We start from the raw sequence: 11,762 nt of genomic DNA on the forward strand, positions 1-11,762 counted from the left end.
CAAAAAATGCGCTGTTTGGCGCGCTAGATATTGCGCATGAGCCCCCTTATCCATAACATGGCACTTATATTGAGGACAAATGCGTGCTGTGCAGTCACCGCTCCTTCAGGTGGGCGCCGGCATGAACATGCAAGAATAAAATGACCATAGATTCGCTCCATCCCTTCGCTGGCGATCACGCCGTTCAGAATGTTGCGTTCGTCCTTGAGTGGGCCACACCCTTGGACCGGTCAGCGCTCGAAGCCATCAAACGACTCGCACCCCAATTTCGTAGTAACTTTCCCGTCGTCCAAGAGCAGCAACTCATCACTGTCAACGTTGAGGCGCCAAAGCAAGCGATTACCAAGCATCACAAGCCGAAGCTGCCCCCTACGCCCGCGACGCAACTCGGTGGGATTCAGTTCTTGCACACCAGTGGTGCCGCTCCGGGATCGTTTACTCGGATGATCCAGGTGCAGCGAGAGAGCTGCCTGGTCGCCTTGAATGAATACTCCCGATGGGACGCGGTTTGGCCCAAAGTTTGCGGCTGGCTTGAGATCGTTTTGCCCGTCATTTTGACCGGGCGCTCACTTAATGCTTTCACGCTCCAATATCAGGATCTCTTCTTTTGGCGAGATGATCCCGCGAATCTACAGTTACGCGAGGTCTTTGCCTCTGAGTCACCATACATTCCGGCGAACGTCTACGACTTGAAATCGGCGTGGCATTCGCATCACGGCTACATCGAGCCGTACGATGGTGAATGGCCCGGCCATTTACTGAACAATGTGAACATCAACGTTGGCGACTTAAACGGGGTGCGTCAAATCGGAACCATGCTGACGCACAAAGTTACTTTTGGGACGCCAATTTGGTCACTGGAGCGTGCAATGACCGCCCTCCGTGTCGTGATGCCAGAACTTCATCAGGCGAATAAATCCATTCTGCATCGCTTGTTTACGGATGCGGTCAGAGACAAAATTGGATTGACCCTTCGGGAGGGGGAGTAAATGAACATTGCCACCGTGGCGAGCGTTGCGTTCAACATGGCCGTGCTTGCTCACCCCAGCGTAACGGAAGCACCGAATTGGTTAGCCTTCGGGTATGACGCACCTATAAATAGTCCTTCAGAGTTTAATTCGTCGTTTGCATACTCATACATCGACGTTCAGAGCGATCTATTACAGACCGACATCAAGCCGGCTTATGAGAAAGCGGGGATGCAAGTGGATCGACTCACATTGGCTCGAGAGGAACTCGCCAGCTACTCAAGACTCGGCGAGGACTGGGATGGTAATGGCGCCTCGATTGCCAATGAGGAACATCTGAGCGATGCGCTTAGCTTCCTCGATCAGCTACCTGGAGGCATCGCTATACCCACGCCAATGATTGGATCATCTGGTGACATTGGTCTTTATTGGGATCTTCCGGAGTTTTATGCTGACATCGCCTTCGAAGGGGGCGGCGCATTTTCTCTTTTTGCGAAGAACAAGAATTCTGGCGTTGAAAGCTTCGACCGGATTGACGATGTCCGGAATTTAAGTCAAGACCAGCTCTTCCAAATGCTTGGCCGCAAACATAACGCATAGGGACGCTATGGCGGGGAACGCATGTAAAGATTTCTTTGCGCAACACGTGGGTGACGCTCAGAAAGTGAAGGCATTGCAGAAAATTCCTGAAGCTCTTGCATGGGAAGATGAAACTGCATCTGATCACTCTCCCGGCCCTGTGGCGAACGATGAGTCAATAGTCCGTCAAGTGACGCACCCGAATTTTGTGGACACTGAAAATAAGATTAAGCCTATATGGTTTGATGACGTGACTAACAAAGGCTTTTCGAGTGATCGACTCGCTCTTACCACAATCGACGAGGTTATCGAGAGAGCAAAAAGACGGGCGAACGAGCGGAATTCCAAACCAGAAAATGCTGAAAAGCAGGTGACGCTGCACTCGCTCGGTAAGCTGAGCGTAGAGCAGATTCGACGCGTGCAGTGCGACAATACTCAAGCATTCGGCGTATACGATACCGGTCTGCCTGATAATCGTGCCCACGCGGATGTGTGCCAGCTGGTTCATAGTACGCAGGCTGCCAGGAGCGTGCGTTATGAGCTGTTCGCCATGACTGAACTCATTCGCTGCTGAACTTCGGCGGCGGAACACGAGTGGTAGAGCGTTTATCTCCGTGGTCAACGACCGTAGTTCACTGATTTTCGAGAAGAAATGACGGCCTGCAACGCCGTTTAAGCCGGTTCGAATCCGGCCAGCTTTTAGATAAAGCCCCGCTTCGGCGGGGCTACTCTTTGGGGGGGGCGCATCCCAGGGGCGGAGGCTGGGCAGTAGCGTGGATTCTGGATGGGCACTAACAAAGACCAACTACAAAGGCTACAGCGTCGGCCATTTCCGACTGGTCCGCATCAAATGTTGGATCGATCGCAAGGCTTGGACTTGTCGGCTAGCTAGCCTTCGCTGTCTTCGCTTTGGCGGCCGCCGCATGTCGCGCCGCGCGCCGCTCCTTCGCGATCTCAAGACGTTTCGGCTCGGTGTAAAGGCGCTCGAGCAGTTCAAATGTGAATTCCTGTAGGTCCTCTGCATCGACGGCCGACAGCGTACCGTCGTGCGCACCATCGTTGCCATCGTCTTTCACGCACTCCGCCAAGTCTTGAAGTGCTGCCGGAAGCACGTTGTTCTCGAACATCCATTTCATCCGTAGGCCAAGGCTCCGCTGGCCTTGCGCGTTGAGGCCGGGTGTCTCAGCGGGCATCAGCGCTTTCGTTGCGAAGTCGAGACACAGTCTGAACATTGTCGCCGAGGCGTTATAGCATCGCGCCCCCATACAGGTCGCACCCTCACGGAATGCGCTGTCGATGTTTTCCGGCAGGTGCTCAGGTGGTGGGGCAACGTCGCGGTCTTTCAGTGTGATCGGGCCATCGACGCGGAACATATCAGTCAGCGAGCCTTTGTAGGCCATCACAGCGCCCAAGTTATCGAAGTCGTGGTCGACGATAGTTTGCGTGATAAGGAATATGCTGCCCCTATGGCAACCGCGGCAGACGCCGAACACCTCATATTTATTCTGCCAGTCGTATGGCCTGCCAACGTGGTTCGCTCCCCGGACATCGAAGGAAATTCGTTTGCTTCCGCACCGCGCGCAGTCAGTGATGAGTTCCGCCATCGTTTGATCCTTTTTTCTTTGCTTCTCAGGCCGAAAGAATAACAGCCGATTCTCAATATGGTGAGCGTAGGTCTTGGCGTAGCCATTCGCGATAGTGGCTAGGTTTTTGCATCGCCTCAATCGACAACAAGTGCCTTGTCCGCGGCAGCAAAGCGAACCTCGGGCAGCGCATCCGTTTTCGAATCGGCAATCAGTCCGCGGAGCGCCTCGTCATCAGGAAACATGGCTGCGAGTGTCGAGGCTAACTTCACGCACACAACGCGTACGGTAGACGCCACGACAGCCTGGCGACTCCTTCGAATGATGTTCACATAATCGGTCGACTTATAGATTTCCGGGATCACTTCGCGAAGAGTCTGTTGCTGCTCATCAGAGAAACGACCGGCAGTTAATAGCTCTCCCGATAGCCACAGAAGTTGTTGCAGCTCCATCATCCGGCCTGATTCGATGATGCCAATCACCAGTGTTACGAGCCTCTTAAATTCGGTGGATTGGCTGTTGTCAGGTAACTTCATCCATCTATGTATAGCGATAGCGGCTTGACTCACTAATGTCGGATTTCCGCCCCGAAGGGCGATGGCAATATCTCTCGCCACGGCACTAGCGGTGCTCGAATCGATCTCTGCGAAGCTGGCGAGAGCAGGCAAAGCAGTCATTGCGCCGTCGACATCAGAGTAAAGCCCGTGGAGTTGTTCAAATCGGCCCGATGTCTTGGCTTCAGAAGATAACGAGGGAACAATAGCGTACGATAGAGCGCGACCGATGCTCAAGGCAAGCGAATGCCGGGCGTTTGCGACCATATCCGAAATATTCTCGGCTACCGTGACGGGTCTCCAACTCGTCAGGCGATCAAATAACGCGAGGGCTTGGTTAGCGTCAGGGTATAACCGAGTCTTATCACTGCTCGCAGCCGCAGCCATGCCGTTGTAAGTCCACATGGCTGCGCGGATTTCCGGCGAAGGAAGGACTCGAAGGTCTTTTTGCGTATTATCGAGAATCTCAGGGCCATGGTCGTACAAACAAGAACGGATGAGCTTTTCGACACGGGGGCGATCGCCGGCTGGTAGAACGGCCAACGTATGAGGATACAGACCTGTTTCCGGCAGTTCTTCGTAGTTTTGATAACCGCCCCAAATTGCATGAAATAAGTCAACAGATTCGCCTGCCGTGAGAAAACTGTCGGTTGCAGATAAAGGCAGAAGCCGAAGCAGCGATGCGCTTTTCTCTGTCCCGTTGGCCTCCCTAACGGCGCGAATTAGGCCGGCGACGCGCTCATCCAGAACGGACGACCTTTCGCGTGTCCCAGGGTGCTCAATAACGGGATTTGGCCATAACCAGGTGGTGCCAGCTTTGATTTCCTGAGGGAGAGGGAACTTAAGCGCGTCAAGAAGCAATTCTCCTTGCTCAGATGATGGAATACTAGTCATCGAATTCACGAGAAGTGATTCGAGCGATTTTGACAGCCAGTGGTCCTGTAACTCGGGGTCGTGGCCCATTTCTGTTGCTAGTCGAAACAGGTCCTTCGCTTCCGTTGACGACACTCGAACAACGAGCCGTCCTAATACTTCCAGTAAGACGCGGAGTCTGCTCAAGCGGTGGTCTCGCGCCTCGTCGGACGCTTGTCTACATTCTTGATGCCAATACTTGATGGCGGAGGTAAGTTGACGGACTGAAGCCTCCACAGCGTGCGGCTCAAGACACGCCACACGGATGCGTCCAAGCCCATCCTTGATAGCTTCCGAATCGTTGCTGACCGAAGAGCGGACGGTTAATGCCAAGTCTATGAGGTCATCCCCTGTTCCACCGTGAAGTAGCAGGTTAGTGGTCGCTTGCACGAACAGACTAACGTTGAAGCCGCGAGCCCTTAGGCGCAACGGGATTCCACAGACCCTGGTGAGTCCATCGAGGAAGAGAAAATCCGAGGAGTCGGGACTATTGTTTGCACCGTCCTCTGAGTGGTCGAGGTAGTGGCCTTGCTGAAACTGTGGCTCGATGGGGTTCTGTTGTCTATCGTACGCCTCGCGTCGCTGGTCGACATCACGACGGAACGAATCTAACCATGACCACGGGTCACACTTCCACTTTCGGAAATTACTTTCTACAAAAGATGGTAAGTCTTCGATGCCCTGGTCATCATTGCCATCACTAACAGCATCCAGCAGCCAACGCGCCCATAGAAGACGCGACATGATCTGGATGGATTGTTGATTTCGGCGATGCTGTTCACGAAGGTCCCCATACGCAGAGGCGATCAGGTCAATCGCTTCTGCCGATCGACCGAGTTCCGCGAGCATCGCCATTTTCCTCAGTTTCCAGACTGGGTCTTTGCCAGCGATGCGGGGAATCATTTCCGTCAACTTGATATAGTCTAAAGAGTCGCGGGCAATCAGGGCGCGATGATAGGCTATTTCTGCGTTCGCATCCTGGATATAAATCGCATTGTCCTCAATGACCTTGATAAGTGCGGCGCTGCGTGTTTTAATGGCCCGCTTCCTTTCCTCGCTTTCGGTTGTATCCCATCTCGAGTTGTTCAATAGCCAGAGGGCAATATCACCTTGCTGACGTTTGGTGATAGCGTTAGATGGGCTCGGATAAACCAGAGAAAAAAGCGCATCAACGAGCCACGGTCGGATATGGAAGTGGGCGATAGCTTGGCGCCACGCTAGTTCGTACAGTAGGGCAGAGCGATTATCGGGGGTTAGCGCCGCAATATTTTGCGGATTGGGGAATGGTGTGCTCACCTGATTAGCAATCGCGGATCGTAGCGATGGAGGGCAGACAACCCAATTCGGGTACGACATTCGATCTTGTTGCAAGATTGGAATCTGCTCCGTCAAGGCCTGCGCACCATATTCCGGATCTCTGTGCAACTTTGCATGATCTTCTGCGCTACTGTTCGTGCGAACGAGAGAAGTTGGGTACCACTCGTGCGGCTTAGGCTTTGACTTTTCTGCATCCCGCATCGCCTGTAGGAACAGTCTGGTTGCTTCGTGATGTTGAAGATCACGGTCCTCGAGATATGCCACTGTGGGATACAGATCAATGGGAGCGACATTGATTGATTCCAGATACTTACGGCGAGCTGGGGAGAGATTTAAAGCCCCGGCAAGATATATTTTTCGAGCGTGATTCGCCAAGTGGTCACGCACCCACCCCGCCCATTGTAGAAAGTTCGGGTCGTCACCGGAAAATCCAAGCAGACACAGCTCGTTTTCGATGAACACTTGTCTGGCCATGTTGACAAATGGTGCGAAACGTTCTGGGTACGTTCGATAGTCCTCTTGCGCGGCGATGAGGGTGTCAGTGATTCCAATCGTGCCGTGCAGTTTCACGATTCGCGGAGACTGAGCCCAAGCCAAATCCGACGCCTTGGTGACTACGGTGTAGTACGGACCGTGAACGCTATCTGCAGCGCGCTCTAGCAGAGTATCCCAATTGGTGGTCAGGACGTCCGTCCACGGGAGCGACAAGAGCGATTTATAGAGGGGACCGGTTCGCCACGCTTGATCATCTATCTCAGACCGAATTCGGTCGTTAAGGGCGCCCGTGCCGAAGTAAGTTCTAAACTCTTCGGCAACCCTCAATGGGTCGGCGAAATTTAGATTCGCATCGTCAGGGTAAAGATCGCGGGCAAGCTTCTGCGTGAAGTTACCCCAAAGAGGCATCTTCTTACTGTCGCCGACATGATGAGCCGCACTGCGACTAAATCCGGCACCAACCATGATAGCGGCGCCGTGCTGGTGCGAATCAAGGCGATGTAGCGCGGAAGCGAGCTTTCGAATCGCAGGATAATCAGGCAGGTCCAAAATTTTAGGCTCTGTTGCCATATTGATTTCCGAAGAACAGGTAGGGTGCTACTTTAACCGTTGTTTGTGATTCGAGGGAAAGCGTGTTGGTTGCGGCGTCGATAATCTGCGTTATTACTTACGTGACTTTCGGCAGCCGGTGGGACGTGCGTACTCATCCACTTGCATCGGCACCTGACATTCGAGGTTGTGACAGTGCGAATGGTGGTAAAGCGCCTATCAGCTGCTGCCTCACAGTGACCGGCACTCGAATATCAGCAAAGGCCCCGAACGCGGCGCTCGGTTTGTGATCGGCTGACTGTCCGCTCCGGGTTGAATCCACAGTCGATTGTATCCTGTGGAGGCTGTAGAAAAAACGTTCCCAGCGGGCAACTTCCTTATGTCGGGAAATCGGAAGAGACGGAGCAGCGGTCGCTTCTATATCGAACTGTGCTTGTGCCGTGAGTGAAGCCAATTCATTCGAACTGTTTCGAATGATCGCGTCCCGAGGCCGATCGACGTCCGCGTCGACTAGCTTTTCCTGCCACATCTACGCATGCAATGGCACTACGCACGCAGGCGAAATTACGTGCCTATGCCTAACGGCTAACGTTCGCACAAGCCGCAAATATTGGGCGTCAGCGATGGTCTAATAGGCACTGTCCAATGATGATCGCGCATGCATCGCGCGCGCGAATGGACACAACGTAACCGGTAGGCCCTATCGAAACATCGCTTTCATCGGGGCAAAAACAAAGGAGGAATCCCGACCACAAAAAACACCGCAGTAAACGAGCGCGGGCCGCAAGTGCTACCAACACTCACGACCCGCTAACCAAAGCCAACTACATAGGAGTTGCCCATGGCTAAGCCGAATCATAAAGCACGACCACCGAAGACGGAACGTTTCGTCACGATCCAGGAAATGTGGGGTACCCCGAAAACGGACATCAAGCCGGAGAGGTTCTACCCGTACATGAAGATTGGTGGAATGTGGCTGATTGAAGATGCGTGTTTTGTACCCGGCCAGAAGGCGCGGATCGATATTGAGCCTGGCAGGCTGATCATCACGAAACTGTAAAAGGCAACGCCGCAAGACGCGGCCGCGCTGCGCGACGTCGCGCAGCGCGCCGGGCAGGGTAGCCGCTATCAGCCACCCCAATGCATCACCAGGCAATATTGCACGACGACCGCGACGTTCCCGCGCCACCTGTAGCCGTGCAATGCGTACCGGCGCCGTTGTCATAGAACGTCCGTGTCTCCGGTTGCGGCACTGACGGATCAAACGGATTCGGCGTACCGTGCGGCCCGCGCGCGGCATCGTAAGTCCGCGTTGGTGCATACGAGCCGCCGCTGCCGACAGGTCGCGAACCATTCGCCCGCAGGTATTCGTCCCAGTTCTGCGCGCGCTGTTCATATCCGGGCAAAGCGCGCCCAAGGCTGTCGCTCCCACCCGCGCCGAGCGCAACGCGATTCGCGGGCAATACGAAATCGGATTCGTGTTCGGACGGAGTGTGCGATTCGAGCGTATCGCCTGACACACGCACCGGCCGCGTATCAGGCGTATCGAACGGGCTGCGTTCAGCCGGCGCCGCGTACTTTACGTGCTGGGTTGCGCGTGCCGAGCGCCCATCATCGCGAGCCACGGCCCGACGTTCCGAACGAAATACATTGGCACCGCCCGAGCGATCGACCAGCGAATCGCGGCCCGAGGCGTCGACGGTAGAAACAGAAAGCGCACAAGCAAGCGCGGCGGCGGAAGAAAGACGGAAGGGATGATTCATATGCGATCCGAAGCAGGTGATGTGCATTGAAAAAACGGCAGATCACTGGCTGGCGAGACTGAACGACGGACGGGCGTTGAAGCGGCCCGGAAGCGACGGCGAAGCGCGGCGGGCGCGGTTCGCGGGGAGGCTGGCTGGATTGCAGAGGCGAGTTCGCATTATTTCATAAAAATAACAACGAGCTTTCGTAGGTGCCGTAAACGTCAGCATATGGAAGGATTAACCGATCCAACCCGCCGCCCCGCGTTGGTGCGCCCCCGCTCAACCCTCAGTCGATTGATTTAAAACACACCGACCCCTAAAAACAAAAAATCGCACGATCCACAACCACAAATCGCCGCAAATCCCCACCCATCAAGGCACAACGCTACGAACCCACCCAAAATCGCAACCCAATTGCCCACCGCAAACGTTCTCCATCCACCCGAGTTGCTCCCAAATCGCCACCTCGTCCCCGCCCAGTTTCTCCGTGTTTTCCCTCATAGAAGCGGCATTTTTGACAGACGATTTAAAAACCCCCATATAATTTCGACTGCCTTGCCAACGGCTGTCGGACCATCCCTCCGAACAAGCAGTTGGCAAGCGGGGCAGGCGAAACGCTTGCGCAATGCAAGACGCATCACGATGTCTTTCCGAACCAGACGTCCCCCTTGGGGGACTGCAAGAGCCGGGCCCCGCTACGCAACATTCATCCGCAGGTCCGTCTTCATGTGTCTCGGGCGTGTCCCATGTCCTCGCCCCGGGTGCTGTTCGATTGCGCAAGTCATGCCGCCTTTGCCCGTATGACTAAACAACATCGAGGAGCTCCCAGATGACGCTGTCCCGTCTTACGTCCATTTCCGTCGCCGCCGTGCTGTTCGCCGCCGGCGCCGCCGCCGCGCAAGCGGAAACCGTGAAGATCGCCATCGCTGGTCCGATGAGCGGCTCGGTCGCCCAATACGGCGACATGGTGAAGGCCGGCGCGCTGACCGCGATCGAACAGATCAACGCGGCAGGCGGCGCGGGCGGCAACAAGTTCGAAGTCGTGCAGATGGACGACGCATGCGAACCGAAGCAGGCCGTCGCCGTCGCCAACAAGATCGTCAGCCAGAAGATCAAGTACGTGATCGGCCACGTGTGCTCGGGTTCGACGATCCCCGCCTCCGACATCTACGAGAACGAAGGCATCGTGATGGTCACGCCGTCGGCCACTGCGCCGCAGCTGACGGAAGGCAAGAAGCGCCACTTCATCTTCCGCACGATCGGCCGTGACGACCAGCAAGGCCCGGCCGCCGCGCACTACATCATCAACAACGTGAAGCCGAAGAAGGTCGCGATCCTGCACGACAAGCAGTCGTACGGCCAGGGCATCGCGTCGTCGGTGAAGAAGGACCTCGAAGGCGCGAAGATCCCGGTCGTGCTGTTCGAAGGCATCAACGCCGGCGATTCGGACTACTCGGCGATCATCACGAAGCTGAAGTCGCAAGGCGTCGACTTCGTCTACTTCGGCGGCTATCACCCGGAAATGGGCCTGCTGATGCGCCAGGCGCGCGAGCAGGGCGTGAAGGCGACGTTCATGGGCCCCGAAGGCGTGGGCAACAAGGACGTGACGGCGATCGCCGGCCCGGCTTCGGAAGGCATGCTCGTCACGCTGCCGGCAGATTTCTCGGCCGACCCGGCCAACGCGGCGCTCGTGAAGGCGTTCGCGGACAAGAAGCGCGACCCGAACGGCCCGTTCCAGATGCCGTCGTACGCAGCGGTGAAGATCATCGCCGACGCGATCGCCGGCGCGAAGACGACCGACCCGACGAAGGTCGCCGCGTACATGCACAAGACGACGTTCGACACGCCGATCGGCAAGGTCGCGTATGACGCCCAGGGCGACCTGAAGGCGTTCAAGTTCGTCGTCTACACGTGGCACAAGGACGCGACGAAGACCGCCGCCAAGTAATCCGGCGTACCCGCCCGCGCGCCCGCCCTGTCCGAGACCCGGACGGGGCGGGCGTGCATTCGCGCCGCGCATGACCGCATTGCGCGGCCGACGGGCGGCCCGAGACGACACCGTGCGTTGCGCGCGGCCGAACGCCGTGATCCGGCGACGGCCTGCGACCCAGCGCCAACGGGAGCTTCCCGCACATGACTGACTTCTTTCCTCAATTCGCCCAGCAGCTGGTCAACGGCCTGACGCTGGGTGCGATCTATGCGTTGATCGCCATCGGCTACTCGATGGTCTACGGCATCATCGGCATGATCAACTTCGCCCACGGCGAGATCTACATGATCGGCGCATACGTGGGCCTCGTGACCCTGACCGCCATCGGCATCTCCGCCGGCTATCCGCTGCCGCTCGTGCTCGGCGCCGCGCTGATCGTGTCGGTGCTCGTCACCGGCCTGTACGGCTTCGCGGTCGAACGCGTTGCCTATCGTCCGCTGCGCGGCGGCCCGCGCCTCGTGCCGCTGATCTCCGCGATCGGCATGTCGATCTTCCTGCAGAACTACGTGCAGATCGGCCAGGGCGCGCGCGACGTGTCCGTGCCGGTGCTGATCTCCGGCGCATTCGACATCCATCTCGGCGGCGATTACGACGTGACGATTCCGTACGCACGTCTGCTGATCGTCTGCGTGACGGTCGTGCTGATGATCGCGCTCACGCTGTTCATCTCGCATTCGCGGATGGGCCGCGCGTGCCGCGCGTGCGCCGAAGACATGAAGATGGCGAACCTGCTCGGCATCGACACGAACCGCGTGATCTCGTTCACGTTCGTGCTCGGCGCGATGCTGGCGGCCGTCGGCGGCGTGCTGATCGGCCTGACGATCGGCAAGCTGAATCCGTACATCGGCTTCGTCGCGGGCATCAAGGCGTTCACCGCCGCGGTGCTGGGCGGCATCGGCAGCATCCCGGGCGCGATGCTCGGCGGCGTGCTGCTGGGCCTCGCCGAAACCTTCGCCGCAGGCTACATGCCGGCCGAGTACAAGGACGTGGTCGCGTTCGGCCTGCTCGTGCTGATCCTGCTCTTCCGCCCGACCGGCCTGCTCGGCAAGTCGGACATCGAAAAGGTCTGA

At 56.8% G+C, this 11,762-nt stretch carries 9 protein-coding genes; 6 read left to right on the top strand and 3 right to left on the bottom strand.

Translation table 11 applies throughout. From position 1 onward, the window contains the following. Positions 1-140 precede the first annotated feature (140 nt). Genes U4Z64_RS08085 through U4Z64_RS08095 form a run of 3 tightly spaced genes read left to right on the top strand, consistent with a single transcriptional unit; the run spans position 141 to position 2,121 of the window. A complete protein-coding gene (locus tag U4Z64_RS08085) occupies positions 141-989 on the top strand; it encodes a hypothetical protein (protein WP_321819643.1) in 849 nt (282 codons plus the stop codon). Further along, positions 990-1,568, top strand: coding sequence for a hypothetical protein (locus tag U4Z64_RS08090; protein WP_321819644.1), 579 nt, complete (start codon positions 990-992; stop codon positions 1,566-1,568). It abuts the gene before it with no gap. Between the two features lie 46 nt (positions 1,569-1,614). Next, entirely contained in the window at positions 1,615-2,121 is a 507-nt protein-coding gene (locus U4Z64_RS08095) for a hypothetical protein (RefSeq protein ID WP_321819645.1), read from the top strand. A gap of 310 nt (positions 2,122-2,431) precedes the next feature. Here U4Z64_RS08095 and U4Z64_RS08100 read toward each other — a convergent pair whose 3' ends face one another. Together U4Z64_RS08100 and U4Z64_RS08105 are read right to left on the bottom strand one after the other, a co-directional pair. Then, complete coding sequence (locus U4Z64_RS08100; RefSeq protein WP_321819646.1) at positions 2,432-3,151, bottom strand: DUF4145 domain-containing protein; 720 nt, start codon at positions 3,149-3,151, stop codon at positions 2,432-2,434. A 116-nt stretch (positions 3,152-3,267) separates the two neighbouring features. Next, positions 3,268-6,978: an SIR2 family protein gene (locus U4Z64_RS08105; RefSeq protein ID WP_321819647.1), complete on the bottom strand. Its 3,711-nt coding sequence runs from the start codon at positions 6,976-6,978 to the stop codon at positions 3,268-3,270. Between the two features lie 820 nt (positions 6,979-7,798). Here U4Z64_RS08105 and U4Z64_RS08110 point away from each other — a divergent pair. Continuing rightward, a complete protein-coding gene (locus U4Z64_RS08110; protein WP_124920914.1) occupies positions 7,799-8,017 on the top strand; it encodes a hypothetical protein in 219 nt (72 codons plus the stop codon). A gap of 85 nt (positions 8,018-8,102) precedes the next feature. Here the strand turns inward: U4Z64_RS08110 and U4Z64_RS08115 are convergent, their stop codons facing one another. After that, on the bottom strand, positions 8,103-8,747 hold the full coding sequence (locus U4Z64_RS08115) for a hypothetical protein (protein WP_415750557.1): 645 nt from the start codon (positions 8,745-8,747) through the stop codon (positions 8,103-8,105). 784 nt (positions 8,748-9,531) lie between these two features. Here U4Z64_RS08115 and U4Z64_RS08120 point away from each other — a divergent pair. Together U4Z64_RS08120 and livH are read left to right on the top strand one after the other, a co-directional pair. Continuing rightward, the gene (locus U4Z64_RS08120) at positions 9,532-10,650 is read left to right on the top strand and encodes a branched-chain amino acid ABC transporter substrate-binding protein (RefSeq protein WP_044846845.1); all 1,119 of its coding nucleotides are present in this window, start codon (positions 9,532-9,534) and stop codon (positions 10,648-10,650) included. A gap of 185 nt (positions 10,651-10,835) precedes the next feature. Further along, positions 10,836-11,762 carry a high-affinity branched-chain amino acid ABC transporter permease LivH gene (livH, locus tag U4Z64_RS08125; RefSeq protein ID WP_044846846.1) on the top strand — a complete coding sequence of 309 codons (927 nt, stop codon included), beginning with the start codon at positions 10,836-10,838 and terminating at the stop codon, positions 11,760-11,762.

Source organism: Burkholderia sp. BCC1996, assembly GCF_905339955.1.
In the GTDB taxonomy this organism is placed as follows: Bacteria; Pseudomonadota; Gammaproteobacteria; order Burkholderiales; family Burkholderiaceae; genus Burkholderia.

Excerpts from the sequence above, each read along its gene's own strand:
- U4Z64_RS08100 (WP_321819646.1), bottom strand. The coding sequence starts at position 3,151 with ATGGCGGAACTCATCACTGACTGCGCGCGGTGCGGAAGCAAACGAATT.
- U4Z64_RS08120 (WP_044846845.1), top strand. The coding sequence starts at position 9,532 with ATGACGCTGTCCCGTCTTACGTCCATTTCCGTCGCCGCCGTGCTGTTC.
- U4Z64_RS08115 (WP_415750557.1), bottom strand. The coding sequence starts at position 8,747 with ATGCACATCACCTGCTTCGGATCGCATATGAATCATCCCTTCCGTCTT.
- U4Z64_RS08105 (WP_321819647.1), bottom strand. The coding sequence starts at position 6,978 with ATGGCAACAGAGCCTAAAATTTTGGACCTGCCTGATTATCCTGCGATT.
- U4Z64_RS08090 (WP_321819644.1), top strand. The coding sequence starts at position 990 with ATGAACATTGCCACCGTGGCGAGCGTTGCGTTCAACATGGCCGTGCTT.
- livH (WP_044846846.1), top strand. The coding sequence starts at position 10,836 with ATGACTGACTTCTTTCCTCAATTCGCCCAGCAGCTGGTCAACGGCCTG.
- U4Z64_RS08085 (WP_321819643.1), top strand. The coding sequence starts at position 141 with ATGACCATAGATTCGCTCCATCCCTTCGCTGGCGATCACGCCGTTCAG.
- U4Z64_RS08110 (WP_124920914.1), top strand. The coding sequence starts at position 7,799 with ATGGCTAAGCCGAATCATAAAGCACGACCACCGAAGACGGAACGTTTC.